The 16,394-nt window shown below is 65.1% G+C and carries 19 protein-coding genes; 8 read left to right on the top strand and 11 right to left on the bottom strand.

All coding sequences use genetic code 11. The annotated features are described in order from the left end of the window. Positions 1 to 88 precede the first annotated feature (88 nt). The 7 genes from C662_RS12980 to mltG form a co-directional block, all read right to left on the bottom strand. Positions 89 to 646, bottom strand: a complete 558-nt coding sequence (locus C662_RS12980; RefSeq protein ID WP_002929828.1) for a phasin family protein — start codon at positions 644 to 646, stop codon at positions 89 to 91. Between the two features lie 265 nt (positions 647 to 911). Beyond that, the gene (locus tag C662_RS12975; RefSeq protein ID WP_002929826.1) at positions 912 to 1,640 is read right to left on the bottom strand and encodes an ankyrin repeat domain-containing protein; all 729 of its coding nucleotides are present in this window, start codon (positions 1,638 to 1,640) and stop codon (positions 912 to 914) included. Further along, positions 1,621 to 2,397: a TatD family hydrolase gene (locus C662_RS12970; RefSeq protein WP_002929824.1), complete on the bottom strand. Its 777-nt coding sequence runs from the start codon at positions 2,395 to 2,397 to the stop codon at positions 1,621 to 1,623. The genes C662_RS12975 and C662_RS12970 overlap by 20 nt, the downstream gene beginning before the upstream one ends. Before the next feature lie 73 nt (positions 2,398 to 2,470). Next, the gene (locus C662_RS12965) at positions 2,471 to 2,836 is read right to left on the bottom strand and encodes a PilZ domain-containing protein (protein WP_002939554.1); all 366 of its coding nucleotides are present in this window, start codon (positions 2,834 to 2,836) and stop codon (positions 2,471 to 2,473) included. Then, positions 2,833 to 3,906 carry a DNA polymerase III subunit delta' gene (gene holB, locus C662_RS12960; protein ID WP_002929819.1) on the bottom strand — a complete coding sequence of 358 codons (1,074 nt, stop codon included), beginning with the start codon at positions 3,904 to 3,906 and terminating at the stop codon, positions 2,833 to 2,835. Before holB ends, C662_RS12965 begins: the two co-directional genes overlap by 4 nt. Further along, positions 3,903 to 4,547 carry a dTMP kinase gene (gene tmk / locus C662_RS12955; RefSeq protein WP_198291903.1) on the bottom strand — a complete coding sequence of 215 codons (645 nt, stop codon included), beginning with the start codon at positions 4,545 to 4,547 and terminating at the stop codon, positions 3,903 to 3,905. The genes holB and tmk overlap by 4 nt, the downstream gene beginning before the upstream one ends. 56 nt (positions 4,548 to 4,603) lie before the next feature. Then, entirely contained in the window at positions 4,604 to 5,644 is a 1,041-nt protein-coding gene (gene mltG / locus C662_RS12950; protein ID WP_002929815.1) for an endolytic transglycosylase MltG, read from the bottom strand. A gap of 133 nt (positions 5,645 to 5,777) precedes the next feature. Here mltG and ygfZ point away from each other — a divergent pair, with 133 nt between their 5' ends. Both ygfZ and C662_RS12940 read left to right on the top strand, forming a co-directional pair. Continuing rightward, positions 5,778 to 6,833 carry a CAF17-like 4Fe-4S cluster assembly/insertion protein YgfZ gene (ygfZ, locus tag C662_RS12945; RefSeq protein ID WP_002929814.1) on the top strand — a complete coding sequence of 352 codons (1,056 nt, stop codon included), beginning with the start codon at positions 5,778 to 5,780 and terminating at the stop codon, positions 6,831 to 6,833. A 19-nt stretch (positions 6,834 to 6,852) separates the two neighbouring features. After that, positions 6,853 to 7,659 (top strand): NRDE family protein, encoded by an 807-nt coding sequence (locus C662_RS12940; protein WP_002929813.1) that lies wholly within the window; start codon positions 6,853 to 6,855, stop codon positions 7,657 to 7,659. A 6-nt stretch (positions 7,660 to 7,665) separates the two neighbouring features. Here C662_RS12940 and C662_RS12935 read toward each other — a convergent pair whose 3' ends face one another. From C662_RS12935 to tadA, 3 genes are read right to left on the bottom strand one after another with little or no spacing between them, the layout of a single operon-like run. Next, positions 7,666 to 8,118 carry a GNAT family N-acetyltransferase gene (locus C662_RS12935; protein ID WP_002929810.1) on the bottom strand — a complete coding sequence of 151 codons (453 nt, stop codon included), beginning with the start codon at positions 8,116 to 8,118 and terminating at the stop codon, positions 7,666 to 7,668. Next, positions 8,115 to 8,594, bottom strand: a complete 480-nt coding sequence (locus C662_RS12930) for a L,D-transpeptidase (protein ID WP_002929808.1) — start codon at positions 8,592 to 8,594, stop codon at positions 8,115 to 8,117. The genes C662_RS12935 and C662_RS12930 overlap by 4 nt, the downstream gene beginning before the upstream one ends. Continuing rightward, entirely contained in the window at positions 8,595 to 9,059 is a 465-nt protein-coding gene (tadA, locus tag C662_RS12925; RefSeq protein WP_198291777.1) for a tRNA adenosine(34) deaminase TadA, read from the bottom strand. It abuts the gene before it with no gap. 143 nt (positions 9,060 to 9,202) lie between these two features. Between tadA and xpt the strand changes: the two genes are divergently transcribed. Continuing rightward, a complete protein-coding gene (xpt, locus tag C662_RS12920) occupies positions 9,203 to 9,820 on the top strand; it encodes a xanthine phosphoribosyltransferase (protein ID WP_002929804.1) in 618 nt (205 codons plus the stop codon). Between the two features lie 162 nt (positions 9,821 to 9,982). Further along, complete coding sequence (locus tag C662_RS12915; RefSeq protein ID WP_002929803.1) at positions 9,983 to 10,843, top strand: HDOD domain-containing protein; 861 nt, start codon at positions 9,983 to 9,985, stop codon at positions 10,841 to 10,843. A gap of 22 nt (positions 10,844 to 10,865) precedes the next feature. Here the strand turns inward: C662_RS12915 and C662_RS12910 are convergent, their stop codons facing one another. Continuing rightward, the gene (locus tag C662_RS12910; protein ID WP_002929802.1) at positions 10,866 to 11,651 is read right to left on the bottom strand and encodes an alpha/beta hydrolase; all 786 of its coding nucleotides are present in this window, start codon (positions 11,649 to 11,651) and stop codon (positions 10,866 to 10,868) included. Between the two features lie 322 nt (positions 11,652 to 11,973). Between C662_RS12910 and ppk2 the strand changes: the two genes are divergently transcribed. The 4 genes from ppk2 (at position 11,974) to C662_RS12890 (ending at position 16,389) form a co-directional block, all read left to right on the top strand. Further along, entirely contained in the window at positions 11,974 to 13,161 is a 1,188-nt protein-coding gene (gene ppk2, locus C662_RS12905) for a polyphosphate kinase 2 (protein WP_002929801.1), read from the top strand. Between the two features lie 179 nt (positions 13,162 to 13,340). Beyond that, positions 13,341 to 13,931, top strand: a complete 591-nt coding sequence (locus C662_RS12900) for an RcnB family protein (protein WP_002929800.1) — start codon at positions 13,341 to 13,343, stop codon at positions 13,929 to 13,931. Between the two features lie 278 nt (positions 13,932 to 14,209). Then, entirely contained in the window at positions 14,210 to 15,712 is a 1,503-nt protein-coding gene (locus C662_RS12895) for a methyl-accepting chemotaxis protein (protein WP_037984623.1), read from the top strand. Between the two features lie 107 nt (positions 15,713 to 15,819). After that, entirely contained in the window at positions 15,820 to 16,389 is a 570-nt protein-coding gene (locus C662_RS12890) for a glutathione peroxidase (protein WP_002929790.1), read from the top strand. Positions 16,390 to 16,394 lie beyond the last annotated feature (5 nt).

Below are 16,394 nucleotides of genomic sequence, written 5' to 3'. Positions count from 1 at the left end.
CGACGCAAAAAGGGACCGTCCGGCTCACGGCCGCACGGTCCCTTTCCTGTCCAGCGCAGAGGGCAGCGTGGCTGCCCTGTACGGTAGCTTAGGCGCGCTTCTTGGGCGTCGCGCTCTTGACACTCGCGGTCACTGCCTCGACGGCCTGCTCGGTAGCGGCGGCCAGCTTGGCCTCGGCAAGCTTGGCTGCGCTGCTGACGTTCTCATACAGGCCATTGGCGGTATCCATCGCCGACTTGACGGCGGCAAAGAAAGCTTCCGAGCCAGCCGGCGCCGTCTTGGCCGCTTGCTCGAGCGCGGTGCTGAAGGCGCTGTTGAGCTCGGCCACCTGAGACTCGACCAGCTTGGCGGTCTCCTGCTGGCCTTCGGCAGCCAGTTCCTGGACGTTGCGTGCGTAAGCGACGGCCTTGTCGAGCATCGGCTGGGTGAGTTCGGCCTGCAGGCTCGCAAGCTCCTGCGGGGTTTTCGCCTCTGCGAGCTTGCGGGTGATGGCAACGCCGTCCTCGAGCACCGAGCGGGTGGTGTTGAGGTTGAGCTCGGTCAGGCGCTCGGCACGGGCCAGGGCGCTGTTGGCGAGCGACAGCAGGGTCTCGAGTTGAGCCTTGTTGACGGCGAGGAGCTGCTCGGGGGTGGTGATCTTGGTCATCTTTAACATCCTTGAAAACTGGTGGTGAGAGGATTCGTCCAACTGCACGTGCGACCAAGTTCCCAGGCCGCTATGTTGCGATGCAACATGGCAATGATTATATAAGTCTCTCGGGCGTTGTCAAATGAATTGTGCAATGCACAATTTCCCGCTGAATGCGTATCCGCTCCTGCCATGGATAAACGCCCGGACATAAGCAAGACGGCCGGTAATACCGGCCGTCTTGCTTCCTGAGTCCCCGACAGAATCGACCGTCGGTTACCAACTAGTCGATCGTCAGCCGTATGGCCGGCGCAGCCAATCCCCTGCGCTTGCGCTCGGCAGCGATCAGTTCGGCGATATCGGTGTTCCCGTTCTGTGCAGCCCATGCATCGGCTGACAGGCCTGCCTCGTTGAGCGCATTGAGATCGATCTGGGGCAGCGACAGCAAGCGCCGTACGACCCCCACATGGCCATTGCGCGCCGCCAGCATCAGCGCCGTTGCCTGGTTGGGCGCACGCGCATTTACATCGACTCCGGCGACGAGGAGCCTGTCGAGGATTGCATCCCGGCCCTCGAACGCGGCGTAATGCACCGGTGCCCAACCCTCGTGGTCCAGTGTTGCGCTCGCATTGATCAGCGCTTCGACCACCTGCGCATGGCCATGCAGGACGGCAAGCATCAGTGCTGAATCGCCTGCCAGATTGCGGTAATCGATACGCACCCGGTAACGCAGCAGCGCCTCAACGGTTGCGAGTTGGCCCTCGCGTGCGGCCAGGATCAGCAAGGTATTGCCATTGGCATCGACGGTATTAGGATCGATGCCACGATTGAGCAAACCGACGAGTTGGCGGGTGTCACCGAGGCGCGCAGAACTGAGCGCGGCCTCATAGCTGTTGGCAAATGCGGGCGCCGAAATCAGGCTCGCAGTGGCCAACAGCCCAACAAGGAGGAAGCGGCGCAGCGTTGCGGCGGAGGTGTCCGCGACACGGACGTCAGGCTGGTCTGGTGACATGGCGGAATAGGCGAAAGAAGTTGTCGGTGGTCGCCCGCGCAATATGCTCGAGCGGTTCGTCACGCAGGCGAGCGATCTCCTCGGCCACGTGCACGACCCAGGCGGGTTCGTTGATCTTGCCACGATGCGGAACCGGAGCAAGATAGGGCGCATCGGTTTCGATGAGCAGGCGCTCGAGCGGTACCCGGCACGCGACCTCCTTGAGCGCCTTGGCGTTGCGGAAGGTGACGATGCCCGAAAAGGAAATGTAGAAGCCCAACTCGAGCGCGGCTTCAGCAACCTCCCAGCTCTCGGTGAAGCAGTGCATCACGCCGCCCGCCTCACCTGCGCCCTCCTCGCGCATCAACCTGAGCGTGTCCTCGGCAGCACTGCGCGTATGGATGATCAGCGGTTTGCCGCACTGGCGCGCGGCACGGATGTGCGTACGAAAACGCTCGCGCTGCCACTCCGGCTCGTCCTTCTGCCAGTAGTAGTCGAGCCCGGTTTCGCCGATGGCCACCACCTTGGGATGGTCGGCCAACGCGAGCAGCCGGGCCACGTCAGGCTCTTCGCAACCATCGTTGTCGGGATGGACGCCGACCGATGCCCAAAGCTGGGCGTGGCGTTCGGCCAGCCCGAGCACGCGGGGAAAGGCTTCAAGCGTGACACTGATGCAAAGCGCTGTGCCGACCCGATTGGCCGCCATGTTGGCAAGCACCTCGTCCTCTCGCGCGGCAAGGTCGGGGAAGTCGATATGGCAGTGAGAATCTACGAACATTGGACCGGGTTGGTGTAATGGGTCGGCATCGAAAGCCGGTACGAGGCACTGGCGTGCAGCAAGCGCCCAGGGTTCAGAGGGTATGCGTAGGCCGGCTCGAGCCCAGATGGCCGGCAAGGATCTGCTCGATACGGCCGCGCAGCACCTTGCTTGACTCGTCGGCCGAAAAGTGCACCCCGATCCCCTGCGTCTTGCCCCCTTGCGCACCATGAGGGGTGATCCAGGCAACATTGCCGGCCACCGGGTGACGGGTGGGGTCGTCGATCAACTGCAGCAGAAGGAAGACCTCATCGCCCAGCTTGTAGTTCTTGGGCGTAGGCAGAAAGATGCCGCCATTGACGAGAAACGGCATATAGGCCGCGTACAGCGCCGACTTGCTGTTGATGTTGAGCGACAGCACGCTCGGCCGCGTCGGTGTCGTTCGAGACGCATCACTCATCCACGAACTCCAGCAGTGGCGCGAACGTAACGCATCAGCAGATCCTCCAGTACCAGGCGCAAGCTCAAGGGGTGCCGCGACACCCTGCGAATCTGCGCCATTTCATTGTAACAGGCGCTCGCCGCCGCCACGCTGCAACGGCTGGCGAGGGAAGAGAGGACAGCCTGCTGGGCGGGAAAGAAGCGTACACGGCCACCTAGTCGTACGCTGGCCAGGTCACTGACCCAGCGCTGCATCCAGTCGCACAGTTCTGGCAATCCGAAACCAGCGGCCAAGGCCTCGCGCGATTTCAGCCAACTCTCCCACTGGGCGGCCAGCTTGAGTGCGTCGGAGGCCTGCAAGCCGGCCAGATCACGTACGAAACGTGCAAGCAGGGCCCCACCGCCCGCACGCGCGAGGCGTTCGGCCGCCAGCGGCATTCCGCCGCCGAGGGCGAGCAGCGCAAGCACATCGGGGTCCGCACGCGTTTTCCAGTGCGCGAGCGCGTGCTCTTCCGGACGCGCAAACAGCCACTGCTGGCACCGACTGCGAATCGTCGGCAACAGCCGGCGTGGCGCCGAGGATACGAGCAGGAACACGCAGCCCGCTGGCGGCTCCTCGAGCAGCTTGAGCAAGGCGTTGGCGGTAAAGGGGTTCATCGCCTCTGCCGGATCGAGTACGACAACACGGCGTGCACCATGGTGTCCGGTGACACTCAAGGCCGCTTGCAGGTCCCGGATCTGCTCGATGACGATCTGCGCCGACGCCGCCTTGCCGCCCCCCTCGCGCCCGCCAGCGGCATCGCCGCCCTCGCCCTCGCCGCGCTCGGCGGCAGCGGCCTCTGCCGCTGCCGCGGGGACCACCCGATGCAGGTCGGGATGGTTGTCGGCCAGCCGCCAGACGCAAGGCTCACAGCGTCCGCAGGCGTGGCCATCGTCAGCCGGAGAATCACATAGCAGACGAGCGGCGAGCGCATCGGCAAGCTCGCGCTTGCCCAGGCCAGGCGGACCAACCAGCAGCAAGGCGTGAGGCAGACGATCGCCAAGCTCAACGAGTCGTGTCCAGGTGGGCTGCAACCAGGAATGGATCATGGCTGCAGTCGGTCGCGCACGACGCCCTCGATGTCGGCGCGGATGGATGCAGGAGAACGCGTGGCGTCGACGATGCAGAAACGCGCCGGGTCCAGTCGGGCACGCTCGAGATAAGCGGCACGTACACGCTCGAAGAAGTCACGTTGCTCGCGCTCGAAGCGATCGGGCGCGGCACCAGTGGCAGCGACACGCGCAGCAGCGATCTCCGGTGGAAGATCGAAGAGCAGGGTCAGGTCAGGCTGGAGTCCCGGATGAACCCAGGCCTCGAGTGCTTCGAACTTGTCGCGTGCGAGCCCCCGCCCGCCAACCTGATAGGCGAAGGTGGCATCGGAGAAGCGGTCGCAGACAACCCAGTGCCCGGCAGCGAGCGCGGGCTCGATCCGTGCGGCGAGGTGTTCGCGACGTGCTGCGAACATCAGCATCGCCTCTGTCTCGAGGTGCATGGCCTCATGCAGCAGCAGTTCGCGCAAACGCTCGCCCAGCGCAGTACCGCCGGGTTCACGAGATTGCTCCACGACCCTGCCTTGCGCACGCAGCAAGCTGACGACCGCGCCGATCTGGCTGCTCTTGCCGGCGCCGTCGATACCTTCGAAAGTGATGAAGCGGCCGCGCCCTGCGGCCTCGTGAGAAAGACGTTCCATGGCCGTCGCGGGAGAGGCAGAGATGATCGGTTCGGGCAGGCGCGGCGGCATTGCGCTCATCGACCACCCCCATTGCGGATGAAACGATTGACCGCCCGGTTGTGCTCGGCCAGGGTACGCGAGAACTCGCTGCTGCCATCCCCACGTGCGACGAAATAGAAGAACTCGCTGTTCTCCGGCTTCAAGGCCGCACGCAGCGCCGCTTCGCCCGGCATCGCAATCGGCGTCGGCGGCAGACCGGCGCGCGTGTAGGTGTTCCAGGGGTGATCGGTGTCGAGATGGACACGGCGCAAGCGCCCATCGAACTCCGGCCCCAGACCATAGATCACCGTGGGGTCGGTCTGCAGCCGCATGCCCACGCGCAGGCGGTTGGCGAATACCGATGCCACCAGTCCACGGTCCTCCGCACGGCCGGTCTCCTTTTCTATGATCGAGGCCAGGATGAGGGCTTCGTAAGGCGAAGCCAGCGGCATCGCCGGGTCGCGCGCCTCCCACGTTGCGGCCAGGCGCAGCTGCATGGCGTCGTAAGCGCGCTTGAGCACCGCGAGCGCGCTCGAGCGCTTGTCGAACCGGTATGTGTCGGGGAAGAACAGGCCCTCGGGGTGTGTCTCGCTGGCACCGATTCGCTGCAAGAGCTCCGCGTCCGACAAGCCACTCGTGTCCTGCTCGAGGTCAGGATTGCTCTCGAGCGCCTGGCGCACCTGGCGGAAGGTCCAGCCTTCCACCAGCAGCAGCTCGCCCTGTGTCACATCCCCGCTCGCCAGCTTCTCGATCAGCTGCCAGGGGGTCACTCCGGTGCGCACTTCGTAACTGCCGGCCTTGATCGTGTGCGCCTTGTCGCCGATACGTGCGAGCAGGGTGAGAAAGCGCGCATCGACACCCACGCCCGCATCCTCGATCACACCGGCGGCATGGCGCATGCCAGCCCCACGCGGCACGGTGAATTCGACCTTTTCGGACGCCAGCGTCAGCGGTGCGTGCGCGTACCACCACCCCGCACCGACGAGCAACATCGCGCCGAGCATGGACAAGATCAAGAGGTATACAACGAAGCGCACAAGGGAACGCATCAGCACAGCATCGACGGAAAAAGCCATGTCGGGCGCAGGGGCGACCGACTTGCGGCGGGCGCCTATAATACTTCATCGCGCAAGCACCTCCGAGCGAGGTCGTGCGCTACCGCCAACCCGCCTTGCTACTGCCAACCCCCTTGCTACTGCTGACCGCCCCATGACCGTCTGGACCGAACACCTCTCCCGCCTGGGTGCCACCCTGGCCGAGTCCCAAACTACCGCCGCCCCGCTGCCCTCCGTTCGCTTTGCCGACGCGACCGACGAAGCCCGCGCCGCAAGCGAATCGACCGTCGTGGTGCCTCTGCTTCATCTGGGCATCATCCGCTCCGTGGGGCCTGATTCGGCGGCCTTCCTGCACAACCTGGTTTCGAACGACGTCAACAAGCTCCCTGCCGACGGCGCTGCCTGGAACAGCTTCAACTCGCCCAAGGGCCGGATGATCGCGAGTTTCCTGATGTGGGCGGAAGACGAAGGTCATGGCCTCGTCCTGTCGGCGGACATCCTGCCCGCCTTCCTCAAGAAACTGTCGATGTACGTACTGCGCAGCAAGGTCAAGCTTGCCAACGCCAGCGACACCCTCGCCCTGATCGGCGTGTGCGGCAAGAACGCGGCGGCGGTATTGCAGGCGGCGGGTATCGAGATGCCGGCGGCCGACATGCGTCAGACCCTCACGGCCGACGGCGCGCGCTGCGTGCGCATCGACGCCGAGCGCTACCTCCTGGCAGTGGCTGCGGACGATGCTGCCGGGGTGTTCGACGCCCTCGTCGCCGGCGGTGCCGTCAAGGCGGGCACTGCGGCCTGGCAGCTCAGCATGATCCGCGCAGGCCTGCCGCTGGTTACCGCGCCGACGCAGGAAGAATTCGTCGCCCAGATGCTCAACTACGAGCTGATCGGCGGCGTGAGCTTCCACAAGGGCTGCTACCCTGGTCAGGAGATCGTCGCGCGTACGCAGTACCTCGGCAAGCTCAAGAAACGGATGTACCGCGTTGCCGCAGCCCCCGGCATCGAGGTCGTCGCGGGGATGGACATCCACGCCCCCGACTTCGGCGAGCAGTCCGCGGGCAAGGTGGTCAATGTGGCACCGACCGCAGATGGTGGCGTCGAAGCGTTGGCGGTAATCCAGTCCAGCAGCGCTGAGGCGGGGCAGTTGCGCCTGGGCGCTGGCGAAGGGGCGACGCTCGAACTGCTGCCCTTGCCCTACGCCCTGGGCTGAGCGCACACCGCCGTATCCGATGTGCCTGATCGTTTTCGCGTGGCGCGCTCATCCACGCTACCCGCTCGTGGTCGCCGCCAACCGCGACGAGTACCTCTCGCGGCCGTCCTCCCCCGCCCATTGGTGGACCGACGCGCCTGACCTGCTCGCGGGCCGTGACCTCGAAGCCGGTGGCACCTGGATGGGGCTGAGCCGCAGCGGACGCTTCGCCGCACTCACCAACTACCGTGACCCCAGCCGGCACGTGGAAGGTGCGCCCTCGCGTGGTGTGCTGGTGCGCGAGGCGCTCGAGGCCGAGCTACCTGCGACGCGGGTCCTGCAGGGTTTGGGCGCCGAGTGCTCGCGCTATGCCGGCTTCAATCTCCTCGTCGGCGACGGCAGCACGCTGGCCGTTCTCGAGAGCACCAACGGCACCGTTCGGACACTCGAGCCCGGCATCTACGGGCTGTCGAACCACCTGCTCGACAGCCCATGGCCCAAGCTGCTCAAGACCCGTGCCGGCCTTGCCGATCTGCTCGGCGCGGGGCGGGCAGAAGGCCACGTGGACGCGCTCGATGAGCACGCCCTGAGCCAGGGACTGCTGGCCCTGATGCGCGACCCTCGACCGGCGGCCGACCCGCACCTGCCGGCCACCGGCGTCAGCCTCGAATGGGAGCGCTGGCTGTCGCCCGCCTTCATTCGCGCGCCGGGCTATGGCACACGATGCACGAGCGTCGTAGTGCAGCACGACGATGGCCGTATCCGCTTCGATGAATGGACCTGGGACGCACATGGCGAACAGGCCAGCGCCGTCACCCACCGCTTCGCCACCCAGCCGACGACCTGAACAGCGTCAGCTGCGACCTCCTTGATCGAGGCGTCGGCGCATCATGCGATGGGGAATGCCGGCCTCCTCGAACACGCAGCCCTCGGCGACGAAGCCATGGCGCAGATAGAAGGCCTCGGCATGCACCTGCGCGTTGAGTACCACCTCGCCCATGTTCAGCCGGACGGCCTCCTGGACCAAGGCCGCCAGCACCAGTCCGCCCACACCCTTGCCTCGCCAGCGGCAAGCCACCGCCATGCGACCGATGTGGCCGTCGGGCAGCAGACGCCCGGTACCGATCACTTCGCCGGCGCCAGAGCGCGCCAGCGCATGCCGGCTCACCGCGTCGAAGACGTCGCGCTCGATCTCGACCGGTACGCCCTGCTCCTCGACGAACACTGCCGTGCGCAGCGGCGTAACCAGGGCTTGCACCTGTGCCCAGTCGAGGACGCAAACGGTGGGCAGGACGGCCATGCTCATGCGCGGATATCCACAATCGTGCCTGCGGCGACCAGCTCGAAGAGTTCGATCAGGTCGCGGTTGCGCATGCGGATGCAGCCATGCGAGCGCGGGACCCCCATGGGCTGGTCGTCGCCAGTGCCGTGGATGTAGATGAAACGCCGCATCGAGTCGACATCACCGCCGCGATTGCGCCCGGACTCCTCGCCACACAGCCAAAGGATGCGCGTCAGGACCCAGTCGCGTCCGGGATGAGCTGCGGCGAAGTCGCGACTCCAGCGCTCCCCGGTGGGCCGGCGTCCGCGGAACACTGCGCCCTCCGGCGCACCGGCGCCGATCCGGGCGCGTATGCGATGGCGCCCGCGCGGTGTGCACAGGCTGCCGTTCAATTCCCCTGCCCCCCTGGCCGCCGTCGACACGCTGTAGCGCCGGATGCAAGCGTCGTCCGCCCCAAAAAGGGCGAGCGTCTGTGAGCCAAGATCGATCTCGATACGCACTCAAGCCACCTGCGTCTTGCCGCGCCGCGCGGCAAAAAAGCTCGACAGCATGCGCCCGCACTCGTCGGCAAGCACGCCGCCCTCGACGCGCGCATGATGGTTGAGCCGCGACTCGGCAAAGAGATCCATCACACTGCCTGCGACACCCGTCTTCGGATCCCGCGCCCCGAACACGACGCGGGCGATGCGCGCGTGCATGATCGCGCCGCTGCACATGGCGCACGGCTCCAGGGTCACATAGAGCTCGCACCCCGGCAGGCGATAGTTGCCCAGACGCGCGGCGGCATCGCGCAAGGCCATCACTTCGGCGTGCGCGGTCGGATCGTGGCGGCCGATGGGCTGGTTGAAGCCTCGGCCCACAATCTGGCCGTCGAGTACCACCACCGCCCCCACCGGCACCTCGTCGCAGGCCCCCGCGCGGCGCGCTTCCTCGAGCGCCGCACGCATGTAGTCTTCGTCGTTCATCGGCATGTGTCGAATGCGCTGCAGGACGAGCCAAGGCGCCCCGCCGTCGCGGTTGAAAGACGCGATTCTACCGGACGAGGGCTGCGCTAGAATGCGGCGCATCCGCACTCGCCCCCCGGGTGCCCACCACCGGAATCCGCAGTATGAATAACGCCGCCGCGCTCAACACCCCTTCGCTCACCGCCCCCTATGGGCCTCTGGTCCGCCGCATCGAAGCCGAGGCGACCGTGATCGGTGACCAGATCCTGAAGATCGACCACTTCCTCAACCACCGCATCGAGCCTGCTTTCATCACCGAGATGGGCCGGGAACTGGCACGCCGTGTCGGCCGCTTCGAACCCAGCGTCATCCTGACTGCGGAAGCGAGCGGCATCGCCCCCGGGCTCGTCGTTGCTCAGGCCCTCGGGGTACCGCTGGTCTATGCCAAGAAATACGCCCCGCAGGTCGAGTCGCCCGCAATCGCGCGCATCATCCCGTCGCCGACCAAGGGCGGCGAAACCAAGCTGGTGCTCTCGCAGCGCTACATCGTGCCGGGTGATCGCGTCGTCATCGTCGACGACTTCCTGTCCAACGGACGCACCGCAGTCGCGCTCATCGAGATGGCGCGCGAAGCGGGAGCCGAGGTCTTGTGCGCAAGCTTCATCGTCGAAAAGCGGTTCAAGCAGGGCCACGGCGCAATCGAGGCGGAGGGCGTGCCGGTTTCGACGCTCGCCCAGGTGGAGGCGCTGGAAAACGGGCGTGCGGTTCTGAGCCAGCCATGACGCCACGGCACGCACACCGGCGCGCATGCGACTCCCGCGCTGAGCAGCAACTGCACGCGACGCCGAAGCCAAGCGGCGTTAGACTTGCAGCCGCGGTGCGCCCAGTGCCGCATTCTTGAATCCAGGCACGTCGCAACGCCACCCGCAGGAAGCCTAGCCGCCATGGAAGAATTCGAATCTCAGACCGAAGCCTTCGCACAACAGATCGAGGAAGAACTGCGCGACGGTGTGCTGAGCTTCCCGACCGTGTTCGACCTGTCGCTGCGCATCAAGAAGATGGCGGACGACCCCGACAGCTCCTTGTCCGACATTGCCGAAGTGGTCCGGGCCGAACCGGTGCTTGCGGCAAAGGTGCTGCGCATGGCCAATACGGTAGCGCTCAACCCATATCGCGGCGAGATCAACAGCGTGGGCGACGCCATCGGGCGCATCGGTCTGTCCGCGCTGCGCTGCCTTGCCTACGCGGTCGCCGCCGAACAGCTGGCCCGAGACCACCGCTCACGCCAGATGCGGCTGGTGGCAAGCGGACTGTGGATGCACTCGATCGACGTCGCATCTTGGGCATTCGCGTTCTCGCGCCACCTCGGACGCCACACGCCGGATACGGCCCTGCTCGCCGGGCTGATGATCAACGTCGGTCAGTTCTACCTGCTCGCCCGAGCGGCCCGCTATCCAGCGATCGAAGGCGACATGAAGCGCTTCGCCGAGATCGTCTCGCTCTGGGATGACCCGGTGCGCAGCGCAGTGCTCGACGCCTTCGAGATGCCCGCGCTCATCGTCGACGCCTGCGAAGCCGATCCGGTGGCGCACACCGAGTGGCCTCCCGCAGCCATGGGCGACATCGTCTTCTTTGCCACACTGGCAGCCGAGACGCCCAACCCCTTCGAGAGCCTGCTTGGCGTACAACGCCGGCCGGAACTGCTCGATGCCAGCCTGGGTGAGGCCGGCAAGGAGGCTTTCGACGCCCTCCTTGTCACGGCACGCGACACCCGCCAGGAAATGCTCGCAGCGGTGTGCGGTTGACTGGTCCGGGCCGTGCGCCGCTTCAGGCCGGCGGCAGCGCGAGGCAGGTCTGCAGGTGGCGAGCAAGCAGTACGAGTGTTTGCGTCGACTCGGGGAAGACCTTGCCCAGCGTCAGGAAACCATGGATGACGCCGGGCATCTCGACGTAGTCCACCGTGCAGCCCTCGGCCTTCATCCGCTCCGCAAAGGCGACGCAATCGTCCACCAGAGGATCGAATTCCGCCCCGACAAGGAGCGTTGGCGGCAAGCCGGCAAGCCGCTCGGCCCGCATGGGTGACACACGCCAATCCTCCGTATTGCCGTCCGGAAGGTAACGCTCGAAGAACCACTGCAGTGTCCCGCGATCGAGGAAGAAGCCCTCGGCGTAACGCTCTCGTGATGGCCGCGTGCTGACGATCTCGGTACTCGGATAGACCAGCGCCAGGCAGCTCGGCCTTGCAGGTTCATCGCGCAGTGCGAGGGCGGTCACGATCGACAGGTTGCCCCCTGCGCTATCACCGCCGAGGGCAATCCGAGCGGGATCGATGGCAAGCAGAGAAGCATTTTCCACCGCCCACTCGAAGGCCAGGCGCGCATCCCTGATCGCAGCCGGGAATGGGTGCTCGGGCGCAAGGCGATAGTCGACGGAAAGCACGGCACAGCGCGCGAGATTGGCAAGCTCCCGGCACAGCACGTCGTAGCTTGCGACATCGCCAACGCACCAACCACCCCCATGGAAGTAGATAAGCAGCGCCAAAGGCTCGTCGGCGTGGCTCGACAGCGGGCGGTAAAGCCGCGCCAGCAAGGCGCTACCGTCGGGCCGTGGCATGGGTACATCCACCGTAGAGGCCACAGCGGGTGATTCCGGCCGGAATGCAAACTGCAGCTTTTCGAAAGAGTGACGTGCCTGGGCTTCACCAAGTTCGTGAAAGCGGGGGGCACCGACACGGTAAGCCATGTCGAGAAGGGAGCGAGCGTGGGGCGTCAGGGGCATGGAAGGCAGAACGAGGCGCGTCGGCGCGCCCTTCTATTCGAGAAAAGGCGGATTCTACAGCCGGGCGATAAAACCATGCTGCCATTACGACTTTTCGCGCGCTGCAAGCCATCCATCAGCGCTACAATTTCCACAGTTGACAGCGAGGACATTGAATATGACAGACACCGAAAAGAACAACCGTGCCCCGAACGCAGCCGACTCGAGCGCGCCCTCGCCCGCTCCCGCCATACCGAGAGCAAAGAAGGCCGCGCGGCGCTCGCAGCAAGGCGATACCGCGCCCTCCCTGACCCCTGCCGACATCGAGACTTTCGAAGTCGAACAGGCCATCGGGGCCGCCGAAGAGTCCAAGATCGTCGCTGTCACCGAGATTCTTCAGACCGAGTCGCGCCAGGACCCGAAGCGGGCGCTCAAGGCACTGGAGTCCATCCTCGCCGGTGCCTCACCGGACGACGTCCACATGCTGCGCCGGGCCTTGATGCGGGCCGACAGCCCGATCGTGACCGGCACAGCCAACCCCGATGACGAACTTGCCGAGGACTGGCGCCAGGGTGGCTACCCGTACCGTAACCTGATGTCGCGCAAGGCCTACGAAAAGCAGAAATACAGACTGCAGGTCGAACTGCTGAAGCTGCAGGCCTGGGTCAAGGAGACCGGCCAACGCGTGGTGATCCTGTTCGAGGGCCGCGACGCCGCGGGCAAGGGGGGCACCATCAAGCGTTTCATGGAGCACCTCAATCCGCGTGGTGCACACGTCGTGGCACTCGAGAAGCCAAGCGAGACCGAGCGCGGACAGTGGTACTTCCAGCGCTACATCCAGCACCTGCCCTCGACCGGCGAAATCGTTCTCTTTGACCGCTCCTGGTACAACCGCGCCGGCGTCGAACGAGTGATGGGCTTCTGCTCCAACGACGAATACAACGAGTTCATGCGCCAGGTACCCGAGTTCGAGCGCAACCTCGTGCGCAGCGGCATCCACCTGATCAAGTTCTGGTTCTCGGTCAGCCGCGACGAGCAGCGCCGCCGTTTCCGCGAGCGCGAATCGCACCCGCTCAAGCAATGGAAACTGTCGCCGATCGACCTCGCGTCGCTCGACAAGTGGGACGACTATACGAAGGCCAAGGAGGCGATGTTCTTCTACACCGACACCGCCGACTCTCCCTGGACCGTGGTGAAGTCCGATTGCAAGAAGCGTGCACGCCTGAACGCCTTGCGTTACGTACTGCACAAGCTGCCCTACTCCAACAAGGAGATCGACCGTGTCGGCCCGCTCGACCCCTTGCTGGTCGGCCGGGCGAACGTCGTATACGAGCGTGGCGAGAAGGACGCCATACCGTTGCTGTAATTCGCCGCGAACCCCGAGTTGAGCGCAGGTTTTTCGAATCAAATCATCCGTAGCAGTGACAACTCGTAAGCGTGTTGCCAACTGCATCCGGGCGCACGGCTACACTGGGGCCAAGCCCCATCCAAGACGATGGGTGGAACAACATGAAGGGAGAACCGCTGATGGTACAAACTCGCTCCATGACCAGCATCGCCGTGCTCACCATTGCCCTTGCCGGCACGATACTCTCGACCTCGGCGCTGGCCGAGCGCCCAGCACACGCCGGCAACGGCAAGCCCGACCGGCAACTTAGCACTTCGTCAGACCGTAACCCCGGTGCGCGCCCCGAGCGGCGCGACGACAGGCGCCACAACGAAGTTCTCAGAAGCGATGACAAAGTGGACAGCCGAGAGCGTGGACGCAACCCCGAGCGCGACAGCAAGCAGCGACAGGGACGTGATAGTGGTCTGGTTCTGGGCACGCACTTCACCGACCGTCACGTCCAGATCGTGCGACGCTACTACGGCGAAAGCTACAGAAGCGGGCACTGCCCACCCGGTCTCGCGAAGAGGCAGAACGGCTGCATGCCGCCGGGTCTCACCAAGCAGTGGCGCATAGGACAGCCTCTTCCACGCCATGTCGACTACTACGACGCCCCGCGCGACATTGTGCTGCACTTCGGGATGCCTCCGGAAGGTCATCGCTACGTGCGCGTAGCGGCCGACATCCTGCTCATCGCCGTCGGCACAGGACTCGTGGTCGATGCGCTTCAAGACCTGAACCGGATGTGAGCCCGTTCGCTCGCAGGGGCTAAAGTTTCTGGCCTGCATGCCGTTCACGACTGTTATGTCGAGTTCAGAAACGCGATCTTCCCCCGGCCAAGACCAACAACCCCGCAGTGCGCAAGTGCCGCGGCGCGATAGGCTTGGTCGCCACTTGGGCTGGCTCGTGTTCATTCTGTGGATCGCCTACAGCGGTGCTGTGCTGGGCTGGCACGCCCTAAGCGCACAGCCCGCCGATGCCTGCCTCGTACGCTGAGGCAGGCATCGACCAGAACCCGGAGGCTCTCATGTCCGACCACCCAGAATCGAACGACGTCCTGCGCCCTTTCCGCGCATCGGCAGATCGCCTGATGCTCGCCTTCCTGGGCGCGCATCTGCTGATCACCCTCGGCATAGCCGCGCATACCGGCACCTGGTTGCTCGCAATTGCAGTGGGGCTACCCGCCGTACTGGCGCCCGCTGCGCTGGTGGCCACTGGGCCTGGCTCACTGCTCGCACGAACGGCGATAGCAGCGGCGTTCATGGTGTTCTCCGCGCTCACGATCCAGCAGTTCGGCGGCGTGATCGAGGCGCACTTCAGCATATTCGTGCTGCTTGCCTTCCTGCTTTATTACCGTGACTGGCGGCCGATCCTGCTTGCCGCTGCACTCATTGCCGTCCACCACGTGGCCTTCAACTACCTGCAGGCGCTCAACTGGGGCTTCTACGTGTTCGACGCCGGCCCTTCGATCGCGCGCGTGCTCGCTCATGCGGCCTATGTGGTCGTGCAGGCGGGCATGCTGATCTACATGGCGATCCGCCTCGAGCGCGAAGCGGTGGTATCGGCACGTGTCGGACAGCTCGCCGCCCGCATTGGCGAAGGGGATCTGCGCGGTATCACCAGTCGCGGCGAAGACTCGGAGTTGCTGCGCTCAGTGCTGGACATGCGCACCAAGCTTGCCGGCATGCTCGAGCGTTTCGACCAGGAAGCACGGTCGGTTGCAAGCAGCGCGCAAGCACTGGACCACCACTCCGACGTTGCCGCCCAGCGCATGCGACAGCAGCGTGCTGCAACCAATGATATTTCAGCCTCGGTGGACACCCTGACAGCAGGCCTCACCGCGCTCGCCGACGATGCCGAACAGGCGCGTACTCTTGCAAAAGACTCGGGTACATCCGCCCGCAAAGGTGCCGGTATCGTCAAGGCTGCGATTGACGAGATCGCCAGCATTGCAAGCACAATTCAAAGTTCGGCCGATAGTGTCGAGGAACTGGGCAAGCAGTCGGACCGCGTCGCAGCAGTCGTCAGCCTGATCAAGGACATCGCAGGCCAGACCAACTTGCTCGCGCTCAATGCCGCGATCGAGGCCGCACGGGCCGGTGAACAGGGGCGCGGATTCGCCGTGGTTGCCGACGAGGTTCGCAAGCTGGCCGAACGGACTGCGTCGGCGACCGAAGAAGTGGTAGCGATGATCAATGACATCCAGACCAGCAAGGGTCAGGCGCTGGCGAACATCGAGTCGGCAGTGGAGCGAGTAGGCACAGGTACGGCTCTGGCCGCGGAGGCAGGCGCTTCGATCGCGCGCATCACCGAGGACGCGGGTCGCGTCGAACAGGTATTCGAGTCGATCGCAAACAATCTTGGCGAGCACAGTGCCGCCGCGCGCAGTATTGCCGGCGCAGTCGTATCGGTCGCCAACCTTGCGGACGAGACTGAGGCCTCGGCCAGCAAGGTGGCGCTCGAAGTGGGCTCCCTCGACCGCGCCGCGCGCGAACTTTCTCAAGCAGTAGGTGGCTTTCGCATCCGTTGAGCGGACGAACTGGCTGCGGCGACCGCGGTCTATGGTCTACACCGAGCACTCGCGAACACGCGAACACGCGAACACGCGTACTCGCCCATTCGACCGGAGGCCATGCCATGCCGCTTGACACCTTTCGCCGGCACTTGCTGCCGTTTGTCTTGACCATCCTGTGCGCGCCAGCGCTCGCGGACGAGTCGCCTACGGTAGCGCCCATCTTTGGCCAGGGAAGCGGTTACGAACTGAGGCGTCTGCACGCCGACGAGCTGGTGCGGCTGGCCGAGCGTTACGCAGGCCAACCGGTCCTGGTGGTGAACACCGCGAGCCACTGCGGCTTCACCCGTCAGTTCCGTGAACTCGAGGTGGTGCACCAGACGTACAAGGACCGTGGCCTGAAAGTTGCCGGCTTCCCTTCGGACGACTTTCGCCAGGAGGCAGACGACGAAGCCAAGACGGCCGAAGTGTGCTTCCAGAACTTCGGCGTCACATTCGACATGTATGCGCCGATCACGGTGACGGGCGAGGCGGCCCACCCGCTGTTTCGCGAGATCGCCCGCCAGTCCTCTGCACCGACTTGGAACTTTCACAAGTACGTCATCGACCGCAACGGTCGAGTCGTTGCTGCCTTTCCAAGCCGCGTGAAACCTGACGCCCCCGAGGTGCTGAAAGCGATCGAGCGCATCCTCTGAGCGCG

It is taken from the genome of Thauera sp. 28 (assembly GCF_000310145.2).
Lineage (GTDB): Bacteria > Pseudomonadota > Gammaproteobacteria > Burkholderiales > Rhodocyclaceae > Thauera > Thauera mechernichensis.
Note: the sequence above shows the minus strand (reverse complement) of the source record. Positions and strands in the feature narration are given on the sequence as shown.

What these genes read in the sequence shown, in the direction of transcription:
- xpt (WP_002929804.1), top strand. Translation starts at nt 9,203, where the DNA reads ATGAATAACGCCGCCGCGCTCAACACCCCTTCGCTCACCGCCCCCTAT.
- C662_RS12965 (WP_002939554.1), bottom strand. Translation starts at nt 2,836, where the DNA reads ATGAGTGATGCGTCTCGAACGACACCGACGCGGCCGAGCGTGCTGTCG.
- holB (WP_002929819.1), bottom strand. Translation starts at nt 3,906, where the DNA reads ATGATCCATTCCTGGTTGCAGCCCACCTGGACACGACTCGTTGAGCTT.
- C662_RS12940 (WP_002929813.1), top strand. Translation starts at nt 6,853, where the DNA reads ATGTGCCTGATCGTTTTCGCGTGGCGCGCTCATCCACGCTACCCGCTC.
- C662_RS12890 (WP_002929790.1), top strand. Translation starts at nt 15,820, where the DNA reads ATGCCGCTTGACACCTTTCGCCGGCACTTGCTGCCGTTTGTCTTGACC.
- C662_RS12935 (WP_002929810.1), bottom strand. Translation starts at nt 8,118, where the DNA reads ATGAGCATGGCCGTCCTGCCCACCGTTTGCGTCCTCGACTGGGCACAG.
- ppk2 (WP_002929801.1), top strand. Translation starts at nt 11,974, where the DNA reads ATGACAGACACCGAAAAGAACAACCGTGCCCCGAACGCAGCCGACTCG.
- C662_RS12915 (WP_002929803.1), top strand. Translation starts at nt 9,983, where the DNA reads ATGGAAGAATTCGAATCTCAGACCGAAGCCTTCGCACAACAGATCGAG.
- mltG (WP_002929815.1), bottom strand. Translation starts at nt 5,644, where the DNA reads ATGGCTTTTTCCGTCGATGCTGTGCTGATGCGTTCCCTTGTGCGCTTC.
- C662_RS12980 (WP_002929828.1), bottom strand. Translation starts at nt 646, where the DNA reads ATGACCAAGATCACCACCCCCGAGCAGCTCCTCGCCGTCAACAAGGCT.
- ygfZ (WP_002929814.1), top strand. Translation starts at nt 5,778, where the DNA reads ATGACCGTCTGGACCGAACACCTCTCCCGCCTGGGTGCCACCCTGGCC.
- C662_RS12910 (WP_002929802.1), bottom strand. Translation starts at nt 11,651, where the DNA reads ATGCCACGGCCCGACGGTAGCGCCTTGCTGGCGCGGCTTTACCGCCCG.
- C662_RS12975 (WP_002929826.1), bottom strand. Translation starts at nt 1,640, where the DNA reads ATGTCACCAGACCAGCCTGACGTCCGTGTCGCGGACACCTCCGCCGCA.
- C662_RS12900 (WP_002929800.1), top strand. Translation starts at nt 13,341, where the DNA reads ATGACCAGCATCGCCGTGCTCACCATTGCCCTTGCCGGCACGATACTC.
- tmk (WP_198291903.1), bottom strand. Translation starts at nt 4,547, where the DNA reads ATGGAACGTCTTTCTCACGAGGCCGCAGGGCGCGGCCGCTTCATCACT.
- C662_RS12895 (WP_037984623.1), top strand. Translation starts at nt 14,210, where the DNA reads ATGTCCGACCACCCAGAATCGAACGACGTCCTGCGCCCTTTCCGCGCA.
- tadA (WP_198291777.1), bottom strand. Translation starts at nt 9,059, where the DNA reads ATGAACGACGAAGACTACATGCGTGCGGCGCTCGAGGAAGCGCGCCGC.
- C662_RS12970 (WP_002929824.1), bottom strand. Translation starts at nt 2,397, where the DNA reads ATGTTCGTAGATTCTCACTGCCATATCGACTTCCCCGACCTTGCCGCG.